Genomic DNA, 23,359 nt, shown 5'->3' with positions numbered 1-23,359 from the left:
CGTTCCGTAAGCCTGTGAAGGGACAGTCGTGAGACATCCTGGAGGTATCGGAAGTGCGAATGTTGACATGAGTAACGATAAAGAGGGTGAGAGACCCTCTCGCCGAAAGACCAAGGGTTCCTGCTTAAAGTTAATCTGAGCAGGGTTAGCCGGCCCCTAAGACGAGGCGGACACGCGTAGTCGATGGGAACCACGTTAATATTCGTGGGCCTGGTGGTAGTGACGGATTGCGTAACTTGTTCATTCTTATTGGATTGAGTGGGCAGGGAAGCGGTTCCAGGAAATAGCTCCACCGTATAGACCGTACCCGAAACCGACACAGGTGGTCAGGTAGAGTATACCAAGGCGCTTGAGAGAACTATGTTGAAGGAACTCGGCAAATTGCACGCGTAACTTCGGAAGAAGCGTGACCCCATTTTACGCAAGTGAGATGGGGTGGCACAGACCAGGGGGTAGCGACTGTTTATCAAAAACACAGGGCTCTGCGAAGTCGCAAGACGACGTATAGGGTCTGACGCCTGCCCGGTGCTGGAAGGTTAAGAGGAGAGGTGCAAGCTTTGAATCGAAGCCCCAGTAAACGGCGGCCGTAACTATAACGGTCCTAAGGTAGCGAAATTCCTTGTCGGGTAAGTTCCGACCTGCACGAATGGCGTAACGACTTCCCCGCTGTCTCCAACATAGACTCAGTGAAATTGAATTCCCCGTGAAGATGCGGGGTTCCTGCGGTCAGACGGAAAGACCCCGTGCACCTTTACTATAGCTTTACACTGGCATTCGTGTCGGCATGTGTAGGATAGGTGGTAGGCTTTGAAGCGGGGACGCCAGTTTCCGTGGAGCCATCCTTGAAATACCACCCTTATCGTCATGGATGTCTAACCGCGGTCCGTTATCCGGATCCGGGACAGTGTATGGTGGGTAGTTTGACTGGGGCGGTCGCCTCCGAAAGAGTAACGGAGGCGCGCGATGGTGGGCTCAGACCGGTCGGAAATCGGTCGTCGAGTGCAATGGCATAAGCCCGCCTGACTGCGAGACTGACAAGTCGAGCAGAGACGAAAGTCGGTCATAGTGATCCGGTGGTCCCGCGTGGAAGGGCCATCGCTCAACGGATAAAAGGTACGCCGGGGATAACAGGCTGATGACCCCCAAGAGTCCATATCGACGGGGTTGTTTGGCACCTCGATGTCGGCTCATCGCATCCTGGGGCTGGAGCAGGTCCCAAGGGTTTGGCTGTTCGCCAATTAAAGCGGTACGTGAGCTGGGTTCAGAACGTCGTGAGACAGTTCGGTCCCTATCTGCCGTGGGTGTAGGAATATTGACAGGATCTGTCCCTAGTACGAGAGGACCGGGATGGACATATCTCTGGTGGACCTGTTGTCCTGCCAAGGGCATAGCAGGGTAGCTATATATGGACGGGATAACCGCTGAAGGCATCTAAGCGGGAAACCCACCTGAAAACGAGTGTTCCCTATCAGAGCCGTGGAAGACGACCACGTTGATAGGCCGGGTGTGGAAGTGCGGCAACGCATGAAGCTTACCGGTACTAATAGCTCGATTGGCTTGATCGTTCTCATTGCTTGTGCTCATCGAACTTCGTTCGATGATGCCTGACCTTTTGTCCTCACGCGCCAATGGCGCTGCGGACGGCGCGCCAAACTGTTGGCGACGCGCCTTGCGCTTGCGGCCTTCGGCCGGGAGTGTAGAGCAAGATCAAAGACGTGTTCAAAAAATGCAGCCTAGCGGCTGCGCCAGCTTCTCAATTGTTGCGCTTCGCTGACCTGGTGGTCATGGCGGGGTGGCTGCACCCGTTCCCATTCCGAACACGGCCGTGAAACGCCCCAGCGCCTATGGTACTTCGTCTTAAGACGCGGGAGAGTCGGTCGCTGCCAGGTCTGCTAAACGCAACACGCATGCGCCCGAAGCTGAAAAGCTTCGGAAAGCTGCATGCGAAACAAAAAATCTTCTCATCACATTCTACGGCCCCTGGCCGATCAAAGGGCCGCTCGCAAAGCGGCCTTTTTGCTTTCGAGCCCTATATGTAGACTGAAATAGCGATGCACCGGATCTATAATGGTGCGTCCCTTACAGGAGACAACTCCTTCGGAGTTGCTCCGGCAGTAAGCGTAAAACGCCTTCGGCGATTTACGCTATCGCGACAAAACCCAAAGGGTTTTGCGCTGGACGCGGGGTGGAGCAGCCCGGTAGCTCGTCAGGCTCATAACCTGAAGGCCGCAGGTTCAAATCCTGCCCCCGCAACCAAATCTCCCCGATACACATCACAGCCCGCGATCCGGCGCGTTCTTGCGTTTCCGGGGATGGCGGAGACAGGCCCGTGCGTGCCGGCATGGGCTTATTCAAACACTATTCAGTCTCCGAGCGCCCGCAGCGCCGCCTTCACTGCCGCCGCATCCGCCGTCAGCGGCCGGTACTCCATGCCAACGGCGCCGCGATACCCCTGATCAAACAGCCAATCCAGCCGATGGCGCAGGTCTATGCTGCCGGTGCCCGGATCGTTGCGGCCGGGGTGGTCGGCCACGTGGACGTGGATGATGCGGGAGACGCGGTCGGCGATGACATCTTCGGTTTTTTCGTCCATTACGGCGGAATGGTAGATGTCGTAGGTGATGCCGATTTCTGGGCGGTTGACTTCGTCGATGATGTCGAGGGCTTCGCGGGTTGAATCCAGGGAGTAGCCGATGTGGTCGATACGGGTGTTGAGCGGCTCGACGCCGAGGCGGACGCCGGTGCCCTGAAGGATGTCGGCGGCGGCGCGCAGCGTGCCGATCAGGGCCTCGCGTTGTTCCGGGCGGGAGAGGCCAGGGAGATCGTCGCCGGCCTGGGCGATCAGGACGGGTGCGCCGAGGCGTTTGGCGACGGCGACGGATTGGGTGAGGCCCTCCAGCCAGGTTTCGCGGTTGTTGACGTCGGTCAGCGGGATCATCGGTTCGGCGACAAGGCTAGAGACCTTGAGACCGGTGCGGTTCAGCGCGGCCTCGATCGCGTCGAGATCCTTGTCGGTCCAGCGCCAGAATTCGATGAAGCCGAGGCCGGCCGCGGCGGCGCGGGCGATGCGGTCTTCGAAGCGGTCGTCCGGGGTGGCAAAGAGCCATTCGATGCAGGCTGAGTAGTTTCGCATATCGTGGTCCTCCCGATTTTCTCAAGGGATGGGCGAAATTTGCTGCCGGGGCAAGGCCGCTATTGCCGCAAGGCCTTGGACATCAGGAATTTTTTGCATCACGCGCCGGAACTTCGGCGAAGCCTCGCACGTTAAGGGACGCATCGAAAAAGCGTGGGGCAGCGGGCAAGGGATGACGGATTTTCAGGCGATCGGCGCAAGCCGCAAGACGTCGAATACCATGGAATTCATCGCCGGCGCGGCCCGGCGCACGGTGAAGGCTGCCATTCCAGCCGTGCCCGGCGGCATCATTCGCGCCGGCCGCAACGCCTGGCGGTCCGGTAAAGCGTCAAAAGTCGCCTTCCTTGTCGATGGTGCCGCTTATTTCTCGGCGCTCGATCAGGCGCTGCGGCAGGCGCGCCAGACGATCTGGATCGTCGGCTGGGATTTCAATCCCGATATCCGGCTGCGGCCGAAGCAGAGCTCGGAAACGCTAGGCGAATTGCTGCTGTCGCTCGCCGATGAGAACCCGGCACTGCAGATCCGCATTCTCGTCTGGGGAATGGGGCCGGTTTATTCCGGCAAGTCGCTGCGGCTCTTCCGCGAGAGCGGCTTTTCTTCTCATCCGCAGATCACCATGCGTTTTGACCTCCGCCATCCGCTGCGCGGCTGCCATCACCAGAAGCTGGTGTCGATCGACGACAGTCTCGGTTTTCTCGGCGGTATCGACCTGACGGCGCGGCGCTGGGACGAACCGGATCACCGGGTCGCCAATCCGGTTCGCCGCTCTCCTGACGGCACGCCTTACGAGCCTGTGCATGATATGCAGTCGATGGTTTCCGGGCAGGTGGCAAGCCTGATCGGCGATGTCGCCCGTCGCCGCTGGAAGAAGGCGACCGGTCAGAAGATCGAGCCGTCGCCGGTGCGGGATGCCGCGTGGCCGCTTGCTGTTGCCGCGGAGATGACTGATGCGGCCGCGGCAATCGCGCTCACGGAGCCCGGCCTGATCGGCAAGCGTGGTCACTATGAGGCGTTTCGCCTGACGCGCGATGCGATCCGCGCAGCACGCAAGCATATCTACATCGAGACGCAGTATCTCGCTTCCTTTGGCGTTGCCCGCGAGCTTGCCAAGCGGCTGAAGGAGATCGAGGGGCCGGAGATCGCGGTACTGGTCACCAAGAGTTCGCACGGTCTCATCGAGAAGCTAACGATGGGCAACAATCGCGACCGGCTGATCCGGCGGCTAAAGCGGATCGATCGCTATGACCGCCTTCGGGTGATGTATGCCGTGGTGCCCGATGAACGGGGTGGCGAGAAAGAAATCGTCATTCACTCCAAGCTGATGATCGTCGACGACGCCTTCATCCGCATCGGTTCCTCCAATCTCAACAATCGCTCCGAGGGGCTGGATACGGAATGTGATCTGGCGATCGAAGCGGAGACGGACGGACATCGCCAGGCGATCACCGCGCTGCGCCACCGGCTGATTGCCGAGCATCTCGATGCGGCGCCGGAGGATGTTCGGCAGATGGAAAGCGAAAAGCGGTCGTTGCTCGAGACGATCGAGGTGCTGAACTGCCGCGAGCGCGGGCTGCGCCATTTTGCCGTCGATATCGCCCATGGTGGCACGACGCCGTTGCCCGGTACCGCGATCGTCGATCCGCGCCGTCCTTATTGGCCGCTACATCGGCTGCGCCTGCGCGTCGGCCGCCTCGTCAGCGTGTTCTTCTGACGATGGCTTGCGCTTCCGGAGCATCAGCTCGCCGATCCCGAGGATCGGCAGGCCGATGACGAGCGGCAGCAGGAAGTAGATCACCCGGAAAGCGACGAGAGCACCGATCGAGGCCGCACCCGGCAGCACGTGGCTGACGGTCGCCTCGAGCACGCCTAGGCCACCGGGAACGTGGGTCATGAGAATGGCGATGTTGGCGAGGACGAAGGCGGTCGCCGTCTGTACAAAGCTCGCCTCGCCCTGCGCCGCCAGCATCTGATGCAGGCAGGCGGATACGAAGATGAAGTTCAGCGTTCCGATGACGACCTGCCCGATCGCCAGCTTCAGCGCCGGCATCTCGAAACTCCAGTTCCAGAGCCGAAGCGGCGCGCGGACGGTCGCCGACAGCACGACATAGGCGATGGGGATCGCCAGGCAGGCGAGGCCGAGACCGAACAGGCCGGATGGGCTAAGCTTCAGCAGATTGGCGGCATCCGCGGGATTGACGAGCAGCGCGATGCCTGCGAGGGCGGCAAGGCCGATACCGACGGTAACGCCGCAGAACAGGATGACCTTGGCGACCTCCTCCGTGCTGAGGCCCCAGCGCGAGTAATAGCGGTAGCGGACGGCGCCGCTGCTCAGTGCGGCAACGCCGAGATTGTGGCCGATCGAAAGACCGGTGAAGGAAGCGATAGCTGCCTTGGGGTAGCTGAGCGGCTTGCCGGCATAGCGCAGGCCCATCCAGTCGAAACCAGTGAGACAGAGGTAGGAGAGGGCGGCAAAACCGACCCCTGCGGCCAGCCGCGATACCGGGATCGCGGCGATCGACTGCATCACCTCGTCGAGCGAATAGCGGCTGAACACCTTGTAGAGCAGATAGGCGGCCAGCAGCAGCCCGAGGACGAGGGTGGCGTTGATGATGAGGCGCTTGCCCGGCATGAGCTTTCCGTCTTGCTGCGCAGTTTCCGTTGATGGAACGAAACAACGTGAAAACGGGTTCCCACGGCATGAGCACATTCTCAGACCCCGCGGCCGTTCAAGACGCCAAACTCATCAAGGTTCTCACATACAATGTTCATAGCTGCATCGGCACCGACCGGCGGCTCGATCCGCAGCGGGTTGCCGATGTCATTGCCGCATCGGGCGCGGATATCATCGCTCTGCAGGAGCTCGATGTCGGCCGCAGGCGGACGGGCGGGATCGATCAGGCGCATCTGATCGCCACGCTCCTGAAGATGGAGGCGCATTTTCATCCGGCCCTGCATGTGGAGGAGGAAAAGTACGGTGACGCGATCCTGACGGCGCTTCCGACCAAGCTGATGCGCGCGGGTCCATTGCCGTCAGTTGGTGAAACCCGCGGTGCGATATGGCTGCAGGTCATTGCGAACGGGCTGCAGTTCAATGTGCTCAACACGCATCTCGGCCTGCGGGGCATCGACCGGTCGAGGCAGGTGGCGACGCTGCTCGGGCGCGACTGGATCAGTTCGCCGGAGTTTCAGGCGGCACCGGCAATCATCTGCGGCGATCTCAACGCCATTCCCCTGTCGCCTGCCTACCGGATGCTGGCGCGGCAGTTTCGCGATGTTCAGCTGCTTGCGGGCGGTAAGCCGCGGCCGACCTATCCGTCACGGCTGCCTGTGCTGCGGATCGATCATGTCTTCGTCTCCGAAGGCCTTGGCGTCAGGCGGGTGGCGGCACTTGCTGATCCGCTGGCGCGGCGGGCGTCCGATCATCTGCCGCTGTTGGCGGAGATCGAGCCGTCGGCGGCGCTTACAAGGGCGGGAATGCGATCTGCGGCGTCTGCATGAGCTGCATGCCGGTGGTCGCCTCGGGATCGTTGATGCGCTGGATCAGCATCCGGCCGAGCTCTTCGCCGGCGGCGACCAGATCCTCGTAGATCGTCTCGACCTTGGGCTGCAGCTGCGTCAGCAGGCGCGAATGCTCCTTGGCGACGATGTCGTAGTCCTCGGCCAGCTGCTTTCCGGCGTCGCTCATGCCGGTGATGGTGGCGAGAGCAGAGACTTCGCCGGGACAGATGAAGCCGTCGGGGGCGTCAGGTCCGGCGGCGCGGCTGCGCACATAGTCTCGGATATCGCTGGCGGAAGAATCAAGCGTGATCGCCTCGGAGATTTCGTAGCTCGCGCCTGCTTCCCTGACTGCAGTCATGAAGCCATGCAGCAGGTGCTGGTAGAAGGTCAGCCGGCGCGGCGGCAGAAGGATGGTCACCTTCGTACGGCCCTTGGCGATCAGCCGGGCGGTTGCCTCATAGGCGAAGGCGTAGTTGTCGTAATCGACATAGGGATGTTGCGTCGAGAATTCGGTGCGGCCGTGGCTGACGAAGGGAAAGCCCGTCTCGATCAGCATGCGCACGCGCGCATCGAAGGGTTCGGTGCGGGTGAAGATCACGCCATCGGCGAAATTGTTGCGGACGATGTATTCGGCGGCTTCCAGCTCTGTCGTCGACAGGAAGTTCGGCGCGACCACCAGATGGTAAGAGGTTTCTTTCAGAGCCTTGGCAATGCCGTACATGATCGAGGTGCCGAAGCCGACGACCTCCTGATGGGAGTCGAGCAGGATGCTGATGACATTGGTGCGGCCGGTCTTCAGGCGCTGTGCGGCGCGATCCGGCAGGTAGCCGATCTCGCGGGCGATCTTGTGCACGCGCTCGCGGGTTTCCAGCGAGATCTGCGGCGCATCGCTCAGCGCGCGCGAGACCGTCGTCACTGCCAATCCCGTCAGGTTGGCGATCGTGCGCAATGTCGGCTTGCCACGTCTCAGCAGGCTGTCTTGGTTTTCGCCGCGGGGCGGCTTTATCGGATCGGTCAACTTGGCCTTCCTGGGGCTGCGGCAATCAACATAACGGGCAGATGCATTGCAAGCAATAAAGTTATGAAAACGTTTTAAATTTTTGGGATTTCTGGCCGAAAATAGGCATTACATAATAATTTCAGTACCTTGTGTCATTAATAATCTTTTTTCTCGGAAGTCGAGAAAGACTTGACGGCGGGTAATTTATATCGTTTTAAATTGTCAACCGCGGCCGGATCGGCTTCGGCATGTTTTCCCGCCCGGGTGGCGGGAGGCATTCAGGGCGGCGGAGGGAGGCTTTCGCTGCCGACTTGCAAACGGGAGGAAGACTATGCGCAAGTTTTTGGGCTCGGTGGCTGCTGCTGCCGTGATGATGGCTGCATTCGGCGCCCATGCTGCCGACGTCAAGGAAGTGCAGATGCTGCACTGGTGGACTTCGGGCGGTGAAGCCGCTGCTCTCAACGTGTTGAAGGGCGACCTTTCCAAGGAAGGTTACGCCTGGAAGGACGTGCCGGTTGCCGGCGGCGGCGGTGACGCTGCAATGACCGCACTCAAGGCAATGGTTGCTGCCGGTACGTACCCGACCGCTTCCCAGATGCTCGGCTACACCGTTCTCGACTACGCTCAGGCCGGCGTCATGGGCGACCTGACCGAGACCGCGAAGAAGGAAGGCTGGGACAAGTCCGTTCCGGCGGCTCTGCAGAAATTCTCCGTCTATGACGGCAAGTGGGTCGCAGCTCCGGTCAACGTTCACTCCGTCAACTGGCTCTGGATCAACAAGGCCGTGATGGACAAGATCGGCGGCACCGAGCCGAAGACCTTCGACGACCTGATCGCCCTGCTCGACAAGGCAAAGGCAGCCGGCGTCACTCCGCTCGCTCTCGGCGGTCAGAACTGGCAGGAAGCCACGATGTTCGACTCGATCGTTCTGTCGACCGGCGGTCCTGAGTTCTACAAGAAGGCCTTCAACGATCTCGACGAAGACTCTCTGAAGTCGGACACGATGAAGAAGTCCTTCGATAACCTCGCCAAGATCATCAAGTATGTCGACCCGAACTTCTCGGGCCGCGACTGGAACCTGGCGACGGCAATGGTCATCAAGGGTGACGCGCTGGTTCAGGTCATGGGCGACTGGGCGAAGGGCGAATTCGTCGCCGCCAAGAAGACCCCGGACAAGGACTTCCTGTGCTATCGCTTCCCGGGCACCGATGGCAGCGTGATCTACAACTCCGACATGTTCGGCATGTTCAACGTTCCTGAAGACCGCAAGGCAGCCCAGGTCGCTCTCGCAACGGCAACGCTGTCGAAGAGCTTCCAGTCGGCCTTCAACGTCGTTAAGGGTTCGGTTCCGGCCCGTACGGACGTTCCGGATACGGCCTTCGACGCCTGCGGCAAGAAGGGTATCGCCGACCTGAAGAAGGCAAACGACGGCGGCACGCTGTTCGGTTCGCTCGCTCAGGGTTACGGCGCGCCTCCGGCAATCGCCAATGCCTACAAGGACGTCGTTTCGAAGTTCGTTCACGGCCAGATCAAGACCTCCGACGAAGCTGTGACCCAGCTCGTTCAGGCGATCGACGACGCTCGCTAATACCTGTTCGACATCCGGCCTCCCCGCACAGTGCGGGGAGGCCTTTGCGCCCTGCAGGAATGATGCGGGGAGGAGATTGATTTCATGAGCACTGTTGCGACCACCGATCCGGTCCTGACGTCCAATCCTTCGGCCCGCGCGTCCATTCGCGGCCGGTTGCAGGATGCCCTGCCGAAGATCGTGCTGGCGCCGAGCTTCCTGATCACCATCATTTTCGTCTACGGCTTCATCGTCTGGACGGCCTATCTGTCCTTCACCAATTCCAAGACCTTCCCGTCTTATGACCTGACCGGGCCGCGGGCCTATCAGCGGCTTTGGCGCTGGACCTTCGAGAGCGATCCGCCGTCGTCTTGGTACACGTCGATCACCAATATGGGCATCTTCGGATTCCTCTATATCGGTATCTGCCTGGCGCTCGGGCTTTTCCTGGCGATCCTTCTCGATCAGAAGATCCGCGGCGAAGGCATTCTTCGGCCGATCTTCCTCTATCCGATGGCTCTCTCCTTCATCGTTACGGGCGTCGCCTGGAAATGGTTCCTCGATCCGGGTCTCGGCCTGGAACAGACGTTGCATCAGTTCGGCTGGACGAGCTTCCATTTCGACTGGATCAAGAACAAGGATTTCGTCATCTACACCGTCGTTATCGCTGGTGTCTGGCAGGCGTCCGGCTTCGTCATGGCGATGTTCCTGGCTGGCCTGCGCGGCATCGACGGCGAGATCATGAAGGCGGCGCAGATCGACGGCGCCTCGACGCTGCAGCTTTATCGCCGCATCATCATTCCGCTGCTGCGGCCGGTGTTTCTCTCGGCCTTCATCGTTCTCGCGCATATGGCGATCAAGTCCTACGACCTTGTCGTGGCGCTAACCTCGGGCGGCCCCGGCGGTTCGGCCTGGCTGCCGTCCAATTTCATGTATGAATACACGTTCAAGCGAAACGAAATGGCTGTCGGCTCGGCGAGCGCGATCATCATGCTGATGACGATCTCGGCGATCATCGTTCCCTATCTCTATTCCGAACTGAAGGAGAAGGCGCGATGAGCAGCGTGACCTCCTCGACAATCGCCGTCTCGCAGGGTAACGGCAGCCGGTGGATCAGCCGTACGGCCATCTACGGCCTGCTGATCATCTTTGCGGTTCTCTACCTGATGCCGCTATTCGTCATGCTGGTCACCTCGTTCAAGACCATGGACGAGATCCAGAACGGCAACATGCTGTCGCTGCCGCAATCGCCGACACTCGATCCCTGGTTCAAGGCTTGGGGCGAGACCTGCGTCGGCCTGACCTGCGCCGGCATCAAGGGCTATTTCTGGAACTCGATCAAGATGGTCGTGCCGGCGGTGGCGATCTCCACGGTGCTCGGCGCTCTGAACGGCTACGTGCTGACCAAGTGGCGTTTCCCCGGCCATACGCTGGTATTCGGGCTGATGCTGTTTGCCTGCTTCATTCCCTTCCAGTCGGTGCTGCTGCCGATGGCAACGATCCTCGGCGCCTTTGGCCGCTTCGGGATGACGCTGCAGAATGCGACGGGCATGAGTTTCGGTTTCGGCAATCCGACCGTGAACCTCGTCTTCGTGCATGTGGTCTACGGTCTCGGCTTCACGACGCTGTTCTTCCGGAATTTCTATGAAGCCTTCCCGACGGAACTGGTGCGCGCAGCGCAGGTCGACGGCGCAAGCTTCTTCCAGATCTTCCGCCGCATCATGCTGCCGAACTCGCTGCCGATCATCGTCGTCACCGTGATCTACCAGTTCACCAATATCTGGAACGACTTCCTGTTCGCCTCGGCTTACGCAGGCACCGGTGAATCCATGCCGATGACCGTGGCGCTGAACAACGTCGTCAACACCTCGACCGGGGTGGTCGAATACAATGTCAACATGGCTGCTGCGATGATCGCCGCCGTGCCGACGCTTATCGTTTACATTCTCGCCGGCCGCTATTTCGTGCGCGGTCTCATGGCGGGCGCCGTCAAAGGGTGATCCATGGCTTTCCTTGAAATTTCCGGTCTCAAGAAGCGCTTCGGCGCCGTCGACATCCTCAAGGGGATCGATCTCGAGCTCGAAGAGGGCGGCTTCCTCGTGCTCGTCGGCCCTTCCGGCTGCGGCAAGTCCACGCTGCTCAACACCATCGCCGGCCTAGAGTCGATCACCGAGGGCGAGATCCGCGTCAACGGCCGGGCGATCAACGACCTGCATCCGTCGAAGCGCGATATCGCCATGGTGTTCCAGAGCTACGCGCTCTACCCGAATATGACCGTTGCCGGAAACATCGCCTTCGGCATGGAAATCCGCGGCGTGCCGAAGGCCGAGCGCGACAAGGCGATCAAGCAGGTTTCGGAAATGCTGCAGATCGGCCATCTGCTCGATCGCAAGCCGAGCCAGCTTTCCGGCGGCCAGCGTCAGCGTGTTGCCATGGGCCGCGCGCTGGTGCGCAATCCGCAGGTCTTCCTGTTCGACGAGCCACTCTCCAACCTCGATGCCAAGCTGCGCGTCGACATGCGCACGGAAATCAAACGCCTGCATCAGCGCATGGGCACGACGATCGTCTACGTCACCCATGACCAGATCGAGGCAATGACGCTGGCGACCAAGATTGCCGTGCTGCGCGATGGCGTGCTGCAGCAGTTCGGCACGCCCGCCGAGATCTATAACAGCCCGGCCAATGTGTTCGTGGCCGATTTCATGGGTTCGCCGGCGATGAACCTGCTGAATGCCACCGTCGAGAACGGTTCGGGTGGCCTGCAGGTCTCGCTCGACCGTCCGAATGGCGAGCCGCTGAAGCTGCCGGTTCCGGCAGGCAATAGCAGCCTGACCAGCTACAATGGCAAGCCGGTGATCTTCGGCATCCGCCCGGAAGCGCTGACCGATCTCGACGGCGTCGATCGCAAGGCGAAATCGGTGTCGCATGGTGATTGCATGATCGAAGTTGTCGAGCCCGCGGGCGCGGATACGTTTGCCGTTACCAAGCTTGGCGGAAAGTCCGTCGTCGCGCGCCTCGGCGCCGATGCCGGGATCGAAGCCGGGCAGAACACCCGCCTTGCCTTTAATCTCGACAAGGCGGTGTTCTTCGATCCGCAGAGCCAGCTGCGGATCGCCTGATCTCTCAGCCGGCGGTAACGCTGAAGCTGATGGCGGGGAAGCGGCTTGAGGTCGCTTCCACCGTGATCGTGCCTGTAAGTCCGGTCGCCTCCAGCCAGAAGCCGGCCGTGCCGCCCTGCAGCGGCACACTCGTCGGGCCAACGATCTTTGCCGGTCCCTCGACGCGCAGGCTAATGCTGTCTTCCATGAAGGGCAGGCGCTGGCCGCGCTGATCGAGCGCGCGGATGATGACGCGCGTGCTGTCGCGTTCGCGGGCCTTCAGGACGGTGCTGTCAGGCGCAAATTCCAGTTTTGCCGGAAGCGGATCGGCCGCGAGCGTCAGATGGGCGACCGGCTCGCCGTCGATAAAGCCGGTAAATTCGCCATCGATCCATTCCAGACCCCAGGTGCCGAGCTCGTCCGCCGTGAAATGCCGGTGGTCGAGAACGACGGGCGGATGCGGCAGGTGCGGATAGTTCTCGCGGTCCGGGCCGATGCGCTTGGTCAGCGTTCCGTACTTGAGCTCCACCTCGTCGCAGTTGGTGAGGATGATCAGCGGCAGCACGCCGCCGATGCTGCGCTCACCGCGCGCCCAGAAGGTCACCGGCTTCATGATGATCTCGTCGGACGGATCACACTGGCTGGAATAGACGTAGGCCGCGAATTTCGGCTCGCGGAACATGTCCATGACGCCGTGGTAACAGATGCGGTCGCCGGAGCCGAAATCCTTGTGGGTGTTGTAGTCGAACATGCACCAGCCGATCGCGCCTGAAATATCGGGATCGCCATAGGCGGCATTCAATACTTCGAGATGGCGGCGGACATGCTCGGCCTGGCGCTGCTCGGGATCGTGCATCTTGGTCGGATGCATGTGGCCGTTATATTCGGTGATCAGGTAGGGCACCTTGTGGGCGAGGCCGGTATTTTCCTGCTGCGGGCGAAGTGCGGTGCGCGGTCGGTTGGCGCCGGGCAGCTCCTCGTTGCCGAGGATGAAGTCGTTCATCGTGTAGACGTCTTCCAGCAGCTCGCTTTCCGTCAGGTAGCGGACGCCACCGGTCTGGCGGGTCGTATCCAGCTCGCGGGCGAGGCGGTTGGTTTCGGCGTAGAAATCGTGGTTGTCGAGCGACTCGTTGATGCGCACGCCCCAGATGATGATCGACGGGTGGTTCCAGTCGCGCTCGATCATGCGGCGGACGTTTTCGATCGATTCCTTCTGCCACTCGAGATCGCCGATATGCTGCCAGCCGGGGATCTCCTCGAAGACGAGCAGGCCGAGCCGGTCGCACTGATCGAGGAACCACTTCGACTGCGGATAATGCGAGGTGCGGACGATATTGCACTTCAGCACCGTCTTCATGATCGTCGCGTCGAGTTCCTGCGCGGAGCGGCCGGCGGCATAGCCGACATAGGGATAGGCCTGGTGACGGTTGAGGCCGCGCAGTTTCAGCGGCTGGCCGTTCAGCAGGAAGCCCTCGGGCGTGAACTCGGCGGTGCGGAAGCCGAAATTCGAGGCGAGGCGATCCGAGCCGTGGCTGGTCTTCAGATCGACGGTGAGCTCATAGAGCGCCGGATTGGCGATATCCCAGAGGGCGATGCCGGTCAGGCTGCCGAAGGCGAGCGTCACGTCTTCGCCCGTGGTCTCGGCCGTCGCGGTGGCGATCACCACGCCCGAGGCGTCGCGGATCGTGCCCGTCACCGTGCCGAGGAAGGTGGCATGCTGCGGGTTCGATAGCTGGCAGCGCACCGTTGCCGATTTCACGTCGGCGAGCACGTCCTGCGTCTCGATCTTGATATTGCGCAGCGAGACAGTGCCGGTGACTTTCAGCCAGACGTCGCGGTAGATGCCAGCATAGGTGAGGTAATCGATGCGGCCGCCGAAGGGCGGAATGGCAGGGTTCTCACTGCCGTCGATCTTGACGGTGATGAGGTTGTCGCCCTTGACGAGCTTGCCTGTCAGGCGCGCCTCGAAAGGCGTGTAGCCATCCTTGTGGGCGATGATCTCCTCGCCGTTCAGATAGACGACGCTATCGGCCATGGCGCCATCGAAGACGATGGAGACTTCGCGGCCATCGAATTCCGGCATCCAGCGCAGGACCTTCTGATAGGTGAAGGCGCGCTGATAGGTCTTCTCGTCGAAATAGTTGAACGGCAGCTCGACGGCGGTATGCGGCAGGCTGATCGTGGTATTGCCGTCGAAGGCGTCGAGCAGGCGCTGGCCGAAGCCCTCGTGAAAGCTCCAGGATTCGTTGAAGGAGACGACGGAACGCATATCAGACTTCCTTGCTGCAGCCGTGGGCAATGGTTCGGCGCGAAGTGCGCGCGCATGAAATGATGGTCACGGAAATTCCTCCTCGATGCAATGAAAAGCGCTGCCTCAGGCGGTGGAGCCCCAGCGGGGCGTGCAGGCAAGCGTGATGTTGTGCGGGCCTTCGATGTCCTGCTCGTGGCGCTCGATCACCTCGACCACCGCATCGATGAAGGCGACATGGTCCAGGCCGAGCGTCGTCAGGTCGTTGCAGTCCCAGGCGGCCATGGCGATGCCGTCCTGGCCGACGATGGCGATATCGGCCGGCGTGTTCTTGCCGAGCACGCGGCGGGCCGCATCGCGCGCGCCGATCGCCATCACGTCGTTGCCGCAGATGATCGCATCGACCTTCGAGCGGTGCAGCAGCATGACGGCTTCCTTGAAGCCTGAATCGTAGGAATAGTCGCCGAAAGCCTCGGCCTCGAAATCGAGACCGTGCTTGGCCAGCGCATCGGCAAACCACTTGCGGCGCAGCTTGTCGATCCAGCTCGACTTGGTGCCGGAGAGATAGGCGAAGCGCTTCTTCCCGTCCTTGACGATCTTGTCGATGATCTCGGCAGCGCCGACGGCGCCATCGATGCGGATGCTCGAGACATTCTCGTTTTCCAGCGGCTCGAAGGAGACGATGATCGGCTTGGTCGTGTGGAAGATGTCGACGGCATCCTGCATCGAGACCATGTCGGAGAAGACGACGACGTGATCGACCTGGTAGGTCGAGGCGAGCCGCATCAGCTGCAGGCGGTCCGAGTGATCGGCGCAGCAGAGAATGATCGGCAGGAGCTGGCGGGCCTGCAGGCGGTGGACGAGCAGCTGCTGTTCTTCCGCCTCGCAGGGATTGCCGATCGCGTTGACGACGAGGGCAACGAGCCGCGAGCGCTGGTTGTTCAGCGAGCGGGCAATGGCGTTCGGCTGGTATCCGTGTTCACGGGCGACCGCCAGGATGCGGTCGCGGGTGGCGCTGCCGATGCGGGAATCCGGCGAGAAGGCGCGCGAGATCGTTGCCGAGGATACGCCGGCGAGCTTTGCCAGCTCCTTGGAGGTGATGCGTTTCCTGCTCATGCCTGTTCCCACCCGTCCAGACCCATTCCGCTCTTCTTCGAGTGGCGGAACGGTCTATCCCTTGTTATGCAATTCCGGACGCAAAACCGCTGCACAGTTTTGCCGGAATTGCCTTACTCGGCGATCCTGACGGGCACTCCCTCCGCCGCTGCCGATTCCTTGATTGCGTCCCAGAGCTTAGCGAATCGCAAACCCATTTCAACGGAGCCGGAGTTTTCCATGCTTCCGGCGCGGATTGCGAGGAAGTTCTTCATGGGATTGCCGAGGATTTCGGCCTCTTCACGGGCTTCGCTGGTGCGGCCGAAGCTTATTTCACGCCAGCCGCCCCAGGCGTCGATGCGAACGATCGCCTTGGAATAGAAGAAGGTGATGTAGGAGGCGCAGCCGGGAGGGCCTTCGCCGGCGGCCGTCAGCGTCGCCAGCGCGCCGTTCTTCAGGCGGGCGGAGACGGCGGTTGCGATATCCACTTTCCGGCCGTGATTGTGCATGTAGGCCGAGACGCTCTCGAAATCCGAATTCGCCAGCAGGCAGACGGTGTTCATCATGTGCGCACCGGTATCGAACATGAAGCCGCCGCCGGAGATTTCCGGCTGCTGCTTCCAGTGGCCGCCATAGTTCGATGCCCAGCTTTCCCAGATCATGCCGGAGATGGCGATGAGATCGCCGAATTCGCCGGCCACCGCGCGCTTGCGGGTATCCAGTACCAGTGGCGAGAGCCCGCCCTGGAAGGCGGTGACGATGGTGACGCCGGATTTCTTCTGCGCCGCGATCAGCCGCTCGGCTTCGGCAACCGTCGTCACCATCGGCTTTTCGAGGAAGAGATCGAGGCCCGCTTCGGCGACAGCGGCGGCCTGTTCGCCGTGGAAGGCGTGCGGCGTGGAAATGTAGATGATATCGAGCGCATCACGGCGCGTCGCCAGCATCTCGCGATAGTCCTCAAACGCCTCGGGCGCCGGTGCGCCGGCTGCCGTGCAGACGTCGATCAGCCGCTGGCGCGAGGCCGGGATCGTATCGGCGAGAGCGACGAATTCGATCTCGGGCATGCGTGCCCAGCTGGCGGCATATTCGGCCGCTTTCAGCCCGGCGCCGATGACGCCGAGGCGCAGTTTCTGAACCATGAAAAATCCTCCCGAAACTCATTGTGCAAACGATTACACAAAGCAATCACAACTGGCAAGCTATAAATAATCATTGAAAATCAATGTATTAAAATTTGGATGGAGATCGCTGTGAAAATCGACTTGTCAGAGATAGGAATGCGTGTACATTTTCCGCAGGTGCTGGAGGGCGCCATGTTTTAAAGAGGGAGGACTTCCGTTGAAGAAGACGGTTATCGGTGGCCTTTGTGCCATTTTGCTCAGCGCGGTCTCGACGCTGGCCCATGCTGAAACGATCCGCATCGCCAACCATGGTCAGTCGGGCATCGACGCCATGAAGTCGACGGTCGAGCGCATCGAAAAGAAATATGGCGTGACGGTCGAAGTCGTCGAATATCCGGCGCCGGACAAGGATTATCTCACCAAGCTTTTGACCGAACTCGGCGCTGGCAATGCGCCCGACCTGTTCTCGATCCCGACGGCATCGGCCGTTGCCGATATGGTCGAGGCGGGCTACCTCGCTCCGGTCACCAAGGAATTCAAGGCCTGGGAAGGCTATAATGGTCTCTATGACGTCGCCAAGCAGCTGGCCGTCAGCCCCGATGGCGAGACCTACGTGATGCCCTTCATGCTGGGCATTCAGGAAATCTACTATCGCAAGGACGTTCTCGAAAAGGCCGGTATCTCGACCGATCAGCCGAAGGACTGGAAGGACCTGCTCGACCGCGCTGCCGAGATCAAGAAGAAGACCGGCGCTTACGGTCTGCTCTTCCCGGCCGGTGTCGCCTGGGGCGGCGGTGCGTTCGACGAAGGCTTCCAGCATCTGATCGTCGGCTCCAAGACGCCGCAGATCGTCGATGCCGACGGCAAGCTCGATCTGAACGGCGAGGGCGTCAAGGATGTCTTCGACGTCTACAAGCAGCTGATCGACAACGACCTGATGCCGGTTCAGCCGCTGCTTGGACCGGAGCCGTGGGTCGTGCCGAAGTATGAGATGTTCCCGCAGGGCAAGCTTGCCGCCACCACCTGCGGCTCCTGGTGCTACATCTTCGACTGGGGCCGCGAGAGCAAGAACCCGATCCCTGACGTGACCAAGGTCGTCGGTACCTGGACCGTTCCGGGCCAGAGCGGCGGTCAGTACGTGCTTGCCAACCTTGCTGCCCCGTGGGCCGTCAATGCCAAGTCGGCCAATGCCGAACTGGCGATCAAGGCGCTGATGGAAATCGGCTCGGTCGAAACGCAGGTTTCTTACGCTGCCCGCATTGGCAATATCCCGGCCAGCAAGGATGCGGCCAAGAATGCTGATTTCCAGAAGCTGACGGAACTCGTTCCGATCCACGCGGCTGCCGGAAACGGCGTGTTCCTGAAGCAGGCTTCCGGCTTCGGCACCGTCTCGGAAGGTGTTGCCCGCGCAACCGAAGCGCTGCTGCGCAAGGAAACCGATGCGGCCGGCGCCCAGAAGATCCTGGTCGACTACGTCAAGGAAACGCTCGGCGACGACGCCGTGAAGTAAGCTTGGGTCACTTTCTCCCGCCCAAGATTGGGGGACGCGGCGCTCTTGCCGCGTTTCCCGGTTCATTCGATAAGGTTGTGAGCTTCGATGATCAGAAACTCTCATGAACGCCGCGCCGAGCGCCAGCTTCTCATCATCTTGCTGCCCTCGCTCGTGCTGCTGCTGGCGTTCGTCATCTATCCTGCGCTCTATTCGCTCTATCTGAGCTTCACCAACGAGGCCCTGACGGGTGCTGCGGCGCTCCGCCCGCGCTTCGTCGGCCTCCGCAATTACGCGCGGCTTTTCAACGACGCGAAGTTCTGGAACTCGCTGCTCATCACCTTCTTCTTCGTCATGGGTTCGGCGATCATCGGGCAGTTCGTGCTCGGCCTCGTCTCCGCCATGGCGCTTCGCCGCGAAATCCGTTTCCGGCGCATCTTCTCGTCGATCATCTTGCTGCCGAATGCGGCGCCTGAAGTCGTTGCCGGCTTCATGTGGATTTCGATGCTGGCCGGCGGCGAACACGCGACGCTGTCGCGCATCGTCAGCTTCTTCGGCATCACGCCCGCCGACTGGCTGAACACGTTTCCGCTGGCGATGATCATCATCGTCAATACCTGGCGCGGTATCGCGACGGCGATGATCCTGCTCACCGCCGGTTTGAGCACCATTCCCAACGAAATCTACGAGGCTGCCCGCATGGATGGCGCGACCCCGTCGCAGATGTTCCGCCGCATCACGCTGCCACTGATGATGCCGACGATCCTGCTCTACATGCTGATCTCCGCCGTCTCGACGATTGCCGTCTTCGGTCTCGTCTATGCGCTGACCAGAGGTGGCCCGGGCGGAGCGACCGAGCTTGTCAGCATCTATATCTACAACCAGTCCTTCACGGCTTTCCAGCTCGGCTATGGCGCTGCGGTCGCAGTGGTTGCCTTGGTCATCTCGCTGATCCTCGGCATTGCCTATGTGCGGGCCATGAAGGTGGAGATCTGATATGGCCGTCATCTCTCCAAGCGAAAGCGCCAACAAGACGCGTTCCGACCTTCTCGCCTATGCGACGCTGTCGCTGATCTCGATCTTCTGTGCCGTGCCCTTCTTCTGGGTGCTGCTCGCCTCCTTCGATGGCAATGCGCAGCTTTTTCTGCGCTGGCCTGAGCAATGGACGCTCGCCAATTATGCCCGTGTCTTCGTCAAGGAGGACGGCGCGAAGTGGTTGTTCAACTCGCTCTTCGTCGTTGGCGGCGCGACCTTCATCGTCATGGTGCTCGCCGGTCTCGGCGGCTATGCGCTGTCGCGCACCCGGGCCTGGTGGAAGCTGCCCTTCCTCTACGCCATCCTGCTGATCCGCGTACTGCCGCCGACGGCGCTCGTCGTGCCGCTCTATAAGTTCCTGCTGACGCTGAACAATGCCGAGGGCGCGGTGCTGCGGCCCATGTTCGGCAGCTATGCCCGCGACATCATGCGCTGGACCGGCTTCATCGACGGCTATCTCGGCATTATGCTGGTACTTGCCACCATGCAGCTGCCGCTGGCGCTGTGGATCATGAAGACCTTCTTCGATGGGCTGCCGCGTGACTACGAAGAGGCGGCCGTCATGGATGGCGCCACCATGATCCAGCGCATCCGCCGGGTGCTGATCCCGCTGGCGCTGCCGGGTCTGGCCGCTGCCGGTCTCTTCACCTTCATGTCGGCCTGGGGCGATTTCCTGCTGCCGCTGATCTTCCTGTCGTCGCCGGAGCTGCAGACGCTGCCGCTCGGTCTCTTCCGCGCCTTCCTGCGCATCAACGAGATCGATTACGGCCTGCTGGCGGCCCTTGCCTTCATCTACCTCCTGCCTGCCGTCATCGCCTTCGGCTTCGCGCGGCGCTTCCTCGTCCAGACATTCTCTGGCGGCGTGAAGGGCTGAGACAAGAAAGAGAAACCGAATGATCAATCTCAAGAACGTCCGCAAATTCTACGGTGCGCTGGAAGTCATCAAGGGCGTCGACATCACTGTCGAGGATGGCGAATTCGCCGTGTTCGTCGGCCCGTCGGGCTGCGGCAAGTCCACGCTGCTGCGTATGATCGCCGGTCTGGAAGGCATCGACGAGGGCGACCTGATCCTCAATGGCCAGCGCATCAACGATGTGCCACCGGACAAGCGCGGCATCGCCATGGTGTTCCAGTCCTACGCGCTTTATCCGCATATGACGGTCGCTGAGAACATCGGCTTCTCGCTCAGCCTGAAGAAGGTGCCGGAGGCGGAAATCCGCAAGCAGGTCGAGGGCGTTGCCGAAATCCTGCAGCTCACCGATTACCTCGATCGCCGACCGGCAGCTCTCTCGGGTGGTCAGCGCCAGCGCGTGGCGATCGGCCGGGCGATCATCAAGAAGCCGTCGCTGATCCTGTTCGACGAGCCGCTCTCCAACCTCGATTCCGCGCTCCGCGTGCAGATGCGCGCCGAGCTGCAGCGGCTGCACCGCGAGCTCAAGGCGACCGTCGTCTATGTCACCCACGACCAGGTCGAGGCGATGACGATGGCTGACCGGATCGTCGTCCTGAACAAGGGCACGGTTGCGCAGCAGGGCGCGCCGATGAGCCTCTATCATCAGCCGGAGAACGAATTCGTCGCGACCTTCATCGGCTCGCCGAAGATGAACGTGATCCCGGCGACGGCGACACGGCAGGCGGGCCGGATCGCGCTCGATAGCCCGATCGGGCTCAGGATGGACATGCCCGATGCGGCATCGGTGCCGCAGGGCGAAGTGCGTCTCGGCGTGCGGCCTGAACATCTGAAGATCGTCGGCGAGGGGCAGGGCAATTTCAATGCGGAGGTGGCGATCGTCGAGCGGCTCGGCGTCGAAACCTACATCACCGTCGGCACCACGCAGGACCCGATCATCGTGCGCGCCGATGGCGATATCGCCGTCCGGCCCGGGGACCGGGTCTCGCTCGCGGCCGATCCGGCTGCCTGCCATCTCTTCGACGCGTCGGGCCGGGTCATCCGCTCGGCCAATCTTTCATAACATCGAGGACTATCATGACGATCAAGGTAACGATCTGGAACGAGGGCCGGCACGAGCAGGTGCACAAGGAAGTGCAGGATATCTATCCTGACCGGATCGACGGTGCGATCGCGGCCGGCATCAAGCATCCCGACTTCGAGATCCGCCGCGGCACGCTGGATGATCCGGACGAAGGTTTGCCGGATTCATTGCTCAACGATACCGACGTGCTGCTCTGGTGGGGCCACATGGCGCATGAGGAGGTCAGCGATGGGCTGATCGACCGCATCCAGCAGCGGGTGCTGCAGGGCATGGGCCTGGTCATCCTGCATTCCGGCCATCATTCCAAGCTTTTCCGCCGGCTGATGGGCACCAATGCCAATCTCTCCTGGCGCGAGTCGCCGGCGGGCGATCTGGAGCGTGTGTGGGTCATCAATCCCTCGCATCCGATCGCCGAGGGTCTGCCGCCGTTCTTCGAGGTCAATGCTTCGGAAATGTACGGCGAGCCATTCGACATTCCGCAGCCGGACGAGCTGATCTTCATCTCCTGGTACTCAGGCGGTGAAGTGTTCCGCAGCGGCTGCACCTGGCAGCGCGGCCGCGGTCGCATCTTCTTCTTCAGCCCAGGCCACGAGACCTATCCGATCTATCACGACAAGACGATCCACAAGGTCATCTCCAACGGCATCCGCTGGGCCGAGCAGAAGCACAGGGATGGCCGGATCCTGGAAAACTGGCATCGTGCCGAAGCGCTGCATCCGCGCCCTGACGGCAAGATCTGAGCTTCCTCCCGTGGGGGCTGGGGCGGTCTCGCCCCGGCCTCCGCGGGCGGCATTCATCGAGGAGGAATGCGATGCAGCTGATTTCGCTGAAGGCTGAAAGCGACGTCCACGAATTCCTGATCAGCAAGAATTTCTGGGCGGCGGTGCATCGCAACGTGCCGGAGCGGCTGGCGGCACTCGCCCGGCTCGCGGCCGAAAGGCCTGACGTTTTCGCCTTCGAAAGCAGCCAGAAGATCGCCGAGCGCTGCAAGGTCTCGCAAACCAGCGTCGTGCGTTTCGCCCAGCATCTCGGCTTCGATGGTTTCGCCGAGATGAAGCAGGGCTTTCAGCACGGCCTGCGCCAATCGGCCCGCCGCGCCTTCTGAGCCTTACGGGTACTGCGCGCCGTTGGTGGTCGTGTAGATCGAATAGACGGACTGGGTGGCCGTGATGAACAACCGGTTCTTCTTGAAGCCGCCGAAGCAGATGTTCGAGACGGTCTGCGGGATCAGGATCTTGCCGAGCAGGGTGCCATCGGGCGCAAAGCAGTGAACGCCGTCGGCCGCGCTGCTCCAGAGATTGCCTGAGACATCGAAGCGGAAGCCATCGGGAACGCCCTTGTCGATCGTGCAGAAGAAGCGGCTGTTGGCCAGCGTCTTGCCGTCGATCACGTCGAACACCCGGATGTGGCGCGGAACCTCATGGTGGGACGAGCCTGAATCGGCGATAAAGAGCTGCTTTTCATCCGGCGAGAAAGCGAGGCCGTTCGGCTGGATGAAATCGGTCACCACGGCCTCGACTTTGCCGCTCTGCGGATCGATGCGGTAGACGTTGCGCGTCTCCTGCTCCTCATCCGCCTTATGCCCTTCATAATCCGACATGATGCCGTAGCTCGGATCGGTGAACCAGACGGAACCGTCCGACTTGACGACGACGTCGTTCGGCGAATTCAGCCGCTTGCCGTTATAGCTGTCTGCGAGAACGGTGATGCGGCCGTCGGCCTCGGTGCGGGTGACCCGCCGCCCGCCATGTTCGCAGGAAACCAGCCGGCCTTGGCGATCCCTGGTGTTGCCGTTCACATAGTTGGACGCCGAGCGGAAGACTGAGACGCCGCCGTCCGGAACCCAGCGCATCATCCGTTCGTTCGGGATGTCGCTCCAGATCAGGCAGTTCATGTCGGAGAACCAGACGGGACCCTCTGCCCAGCGGCAGCCGCTATAGAGTTCCTCGAGCCGGGCGCTGCCGGCGATCAGGCCACGGAAACGTTCGTCACGGATGTCGTAGAGCGGGGTTTCGGACACTGAATTGCTCCTCCCAAAGCGATTGGCCGTGTCTTTCGTAAACGCAAACGGTGAGCGGTGC

19 protein-coding genes, 1 tRNA gene and 2 rRNA genes (1 of these 22 running past the window's edge) are annotated in these 23,359 nt (G+C 61.3%); 15 read left to right on the top strand and 7 right to left on the bottom strand.

Translation table 11 applies throughout. The features are described from left to right. The 3 genes from ABIE40_RS17230 to ABIE40_RS17220 form a co-directional block, all read left to right on the top strand. A 23S ribosomal RNA gene (locus ABIE40_RS17230) occupies positions 1-1,565 on the top strand (it extends 1,237 nt beyond the left edge of the window). A gap of 209 nt (positions 1,566-1,774) precedes the next feature. Beyond that, positions 1,775-1,889, top strand: a 5S ribosomal RNA gene (gene rrf, locus ABIE40_RS17225). A 290-nt stretch (positions 1,890-2,179) separates the two neighbouring features. Next, positions 2,180-2,256 (top strand) — tRNA-Met (locus tag ABIE40_RS17220). Positions 2,257-2,362: 106 nt separating this feature from the next. On the opposite strand, the gene ABIE40_RS17215 is transcribed toward ABIE40_RS17220, so the two are convergent. Then, positions 2,363-3,133, bottom strand: coding sequence for a TIM barrel protein (locus ABIE40_RS17215; RefSeq protein ID WP_199628884.1), 771 nt, complete (start codon positions 3,131-3,133; stop codon positions 2,363-2,365). 172 nt (positions 3,134-3,305) lie between these two features. Between ABIE40_RS17215 and ABIE40_RS17210 the strand changes: the two genes are divergently transcribed. Beyond that, the gene (locus tag ABIE40_RS17210) at positions 3,306-4,844 is read left to right on the top strand and encodes a phospholipase D-like domain-containing protein (RefSeq protein ID WP_199628885.1); all 1,539 of its coding nucleotides are present in this window, start codon (positions 3,306-3,308) and stop codon (positions 4,842-4,844) included. On the opposite strand, the gene ABIE40_RS17205 is transcribed toward ABIE40_RS17210, so the two are convergent. Continuing rightward, complete coding sequence (locus tag ABIE40_RS17205) at positions 4,794-5,762, bottom strand: lysylphosphatidylglycerol synthase domain-containing protein (RefSeq protein WP_199628886.1); 969 nt, start codon at positions 5,760-5,762, stop codon at positions 4,794-4,796. The genes ABIE40_RS17210 and ABIE40_RS17205 overlap by 51 nt on opposite strands. Positions 5,763-5,830: 68 nt before the next feature. On the opposite strand from ABIE40_RS17205, the gene ABIE40_RS17200 reads away from it, so the two are divergent. Then, positions 5,831-6,631: an endonuclease/exonuclease/phosphatase family protein gene (locus ABIE40_RS17200; protein ID WP_199628887.1), complete on the top strand. Its 801-nt coding sequence runs from the start codon at positions 5,831-5,833 to the stop codon at positions 6,629-6,631. On the opposite strand, the gene ABIE40_RS17195 is transcribed toward ABIE40_RS17200, so the two are convergent. Further along, a complete protein-coding gene (locus tag ABIE40_RS17195; protein ID WP_199628888.1) occupies positions 6,594-7,649 on the bottom strand; it encodes a LacI family transcriptional regulator in 1,056 nt (351 codons plus the stop codon). The two genes, ABIE40_RS17200 and ABIE40_RS17195, sit on opposite strands and share 38 nt — an antisense overlap. A 313-nt stretch (positions 7,650-7,962) precedes the next feature. Here ABIE40_RS17195 and ABIE40_RS17190 point away from each other — a divergent pair, with 313 nt between their 5' ends. The 4 genes from ABIE40_RS17190 (at position 7,963) to ABIE40_RS17175 (ending at position 12,317) form a co-directional block, all read left to right on the top strand. Beyond that, on the top strand, positions 7,963-9,219 hold the full coding sequence (locus ABIE40_RS17190; RefSeq protein ID WP_199628889.1) for an ABC transporter substrate-binding protein: 1,257 nt from the start codon (positions 7,963-7,965) through the stop codon (positions 9,217-9,219). 84 nt (positions 9,220-9,303) lie between these two features. Then, positions 9,304-10,257, top strand: a complete 954-nt coding sequence (locus ABIE40_RS17185) for a carbohydrate ABC transporter permease (RefSeq protein ID WP_199628890.1) — start codon at positions 9,304-9,306, stop codon at positions 10,255-10,257. Continuing rightward, positions 10,254-11,198, top strand: coding sequence for a carbohydrate ABC transporter permease (locus ABIE40_RS17180; RefSeq protein ID WP_199628891.1), 945 nt, complete (start codon positions 10,254-10,256; stop codon positions 11,196-11,198). Before ABIE40_RS17185 ends, ABIE40_RS17180 begins: the two co-directional genes overlap by 4 nt. Before the next feature lie 3 nt (positions 11,199-11,201). After that, positions 11,202-12,317 carry an ABC transporter ATP-binding protein gene (locus ABIE40_RS17175; RefSeq protein WP_199628892.1) on the top strand — a complete coding sequence of 372 codons (1,116 nt, stop codon included), beginning with the start codon at positions 11,202-11,204 and terminating at the stop codon, positions 12,315-12,317. Positions 12,318-12,321: 4 nt separating this feature from the next. Here ABIE40_RS17175 and ABIE40_RS17170 read toward each other — a convergent pair whose 3' ends face one another. The 3 genes from ABIE40_RS17170 to ABIE40_RS17160 all read right to left on the bottom strand — a co-directional run bounded on the left by ABIE40_RS17170 (position 12,322) and on the right by ABIE40_RS17160 (position 16,778). Beyond that, the gene (locus ABIE40_RS17170) at positions 12,322-14,565 is read right to left on the bottom strand and encodes a glycoside hydrolase family 2 protein (RefSeq protein WP_199628893.1); all 2,244 of its coding nucleotides are present in this window, start codon (positions 14,563-14,565) and stop codon (positions 12,322-12,324) included. Positions 14,566-14,670: 105 nt separating this feature from the next. After that, positions 14,671-15,660 (bottom strand): LacI family DNA-binding transcriptional regulator, encoded by a 990-nt coding sequence (locus tag ABIE40_RS17165; RefSeq protein WP_199628894.1) that lies wholly within the window; start codon positions 15,658-15,660, stop codon positions 14,671-14,673. Between the two features lie 113 nt (positions 15,661-15,773). Beyond that, positions 15,774-16,778, bottom strand: a complete 1,005-nt coding sequence (locus ABIE40_RS17160; RefSeq protein WP_199628895.1) for a Gfo/Idh/MocA family protein — start codon at positions 16,776-16,778, stop codon at positions 15,774-15,776. 199 nt (positions 16,779-16,977) lie between these two features. Between ABIE40_RS17160 and ABIE40_RS17155 the strand changes: the two genes are divergently transcribed. The 6 genes from ABIE40_RS17155 to ABIE40_RS17130 all read left to right on the top strand — a co-directional run bounded on the left by ABIE40_RS17155 (position 16,978) and on the right by ABIE40_RS17130 (position 22,383). Beyond that, on the top strand, positions 16,978-18,270 hold the full coding sequence (locus tag ABIE40_RS17155; RefSeq protein ID WP_112719828.1) for an ABC transporter substrate-binding protein: 1,293 nt from the start codon (positions 16,978-16,980) through the stop codon (positions 18,268-18,270). Positions 18,271-18,357: 87 nt separating this feature from the next. Continuing rightward, the gene (locus tag ABIE40_RS17150) at positions 18,358-19,245 is read left to right on the top strand and encodes a carbohydrate ABC transporter permease (RefSeq protein ID WP_199628896.1); all 888 of its coding nucleotides are present in this window, start codon (positions 18,358-18,360) and stop codon (positions 19,243-19,245) included. Position 19,246: 1 nt separating this feature from the next. Further along, on the top strand, positions 19,247-20,158 hold the full coding sequence (locus tag ABIE40_RS17145) for a carbohydrate ABC transporter permease (RefSeq protein ID WP_130282335.1): 912 nt from the start codon (positions 19,247-19,249) through the stop codon (positions 20,156-20,158). A gap of 19 nt (positions 20,159-20,177) precedes the next feature. Then, positions 20,178-21,257, top strand: coding sequence for an ABC transporter ATP-binding protein (locus ABIE40_RS17140; RefSeq protein ID WP_112719825.1), 1,080 nt, complete (start codon positions 20,178-20,180; stop codon positions 21,255-21,257). Positions 21,258-21,271: 14 nt separating this feature from the next. Next, the gene (locus ABIE40_RS17135; RefSeq protein WP_199628897.1) at positions 21,272-22,018 is read left to right on the top strand and encodes a ThuA domain-containing protein; all 747 of its coding nucleotides are present in this window, start codon (positions 21,272-21,274) and stop codon (positions 22,016-22,018) included. A 71-nt stretch (positions 22,019-22,089) separates the two neighbouring features. Next, on the top strand, positions 22,090-22,383 hold the full coding sequence (locus tag ABIE40_RS17130) for a MurR/RpiR family transcriptional regulator (protein ID WP_199628898.1): 294 nt from the start codon (positions 22,090-22,092) through the stop codon (positions 22,381-22,383). Positions 22,384-22,386: 3 nt separating this feature from the next. On the opposite strand, the gene ABIE40_RS17125 is transcribed toward ABIE40_RS17130, so the two are convergent. After that, on the bottom strand, positions 22,387-23,298 hold the full coding sequence (locus ABIE40_RS17125) for an SMP-30/gluconolactonase/LRE family protein (protein ID WP_199628899.1): 912 nt from the start codon (positions 23,296-23,298) through the stop codon (positions 22,387-22,389). Positions 23,299-23,359 lie beyond the last annotated feature (61 nt).

The organism is Rhizobium sp. OAE497, assembly GCF_040546565.1.
Lineage (GTDB): Bacteria > Pseudomonadota > Alphaproteobacteria > Rhizobiales > Rhizobiaceae > Rhizobium.
Note: the sequence above shows the minus strand (reverse complement) of the source record. Positions and strands in the feature narration are given on the sequence as shown.

Excerpts from the sequence above, each read along its gene's own strand:
- ABIE40_RS17215 (WP_199628884.1), bottom strand. The coding sequence starts at position 3,133 with ATGCGAAACTACTCAGCCTGCATCGAATGGCTCTTTGCCACCCCGGAC.
- ABIE40_RS17210 (WP_199628885.1), top strand. The coding sequence starts at position 3,306 with ATGACGGATTTTCAGGCGATCGGCGCAAGCCGCAAGACGTCGAATACC.
- ABIE40_RS17205 (WP_199628886.1), bottom strand. The coding sequence starts at position 5,762 with ATGCCGGGCAAGCGCCTCATCATCAACGCCACCCTCGTCCTCGGGCTG.
- ABIE40_RS17200 (WP_199628887.1), top strand. The coding sequence starts at position 5,831 with ATGAGCACATTCTCAGACCCCGCGGCCGTTCAAGACGCCAAACTCATC.
- ABIE40_RS17190 (WP_199628889.1), top strand. The coding sequence starts at position 7,963 with ATGCGCAAGTTTTTGGGCTCGGTGGCTGCTGCTGCCGTGATGATGGCT.
- ABIE40_RS17185 (WP_199628890.1), top strand. The coding sequence starts at position 9,304 with ATGAGCACTGTTGCGACCACCGATCCGGTCCTGACGTCCAATCCTTCG.
- ABIE40_RS17180 (WP_199628891.1), top strand. The coding sequence starts at position 10,254 with ATGAGCAGCGTGACCTCCTCGACAATCGCCGTCTCGCAGGGTAACGGC.
- ABIE40_RS17175 (WP_199628892.1), top strand. The coding sequence starts at position 11,202 with ATGGCTTTCCTTGAAATTTCCGGTCTCAAGAAGCGCTTCGGCGCCGTC.
- ABIE40_RS17170 (WP_199628893.1), bottom strand. The coding sequence starts at position 14,565 with ATGCGTTCCGTCGTCTCCTTCAACGAATCCTGGAGCTTTCACGAGGGC.
- ABIE40_RS17165 (WP_199628894.1), bottom strand. The coding sequence starts at position 15,660 with ATGAGCAGGAAACGCATCACCTCCAAGGAGCTGGCAAAGCTCGCCGGC.
- ABIE40_RS17160 (WP_199628895.1), bottom strand. The coding sequence starts at position 16,778 with ATGGTTCAGAAACTGCGCCTCGGCGTCATCGGCGCCGGGCTGAAAGCG.
- ABIE40_RS17150 (WP_199628896.1), top strand. The coding sequence starts at position 18,358 with ATGATCAGAAACTCTCATGAACGCCGCGCCGAGCGCCAGCTTCTCATC.
- ABIE40_RS17145 (WP_130282335.1), top strand. The coding sequence starts at position 19,247 with ATGGCCGTCATCTCTCCAAGCGAAAGCGCCAACAAGACGCGTTCCGAC.
- ABIE40_RS17140 (WP_112719825.1), top strand. The coding sequence starts at position 20,178 with ATGATCAATCTCAAGAACGTCCGCAAATTCTACGGTGCGCTGGAAGTC.
- ABIE40_RS17135 (WP_199628897.1), top strand. The coding sequence starts at position 21,272 with ATGACGATCAAGGTAACGATCTGGAACGAGGGCCGGCACGAGCAGGTG.
- ABIE40_RS17130 (WP_199628898.1), top strand. The coding sequence starts at position 22,090 with ATGCAGCTGATTTCGCTGAAGGCTGAAAGCGACGTCCACGAATTCCTG.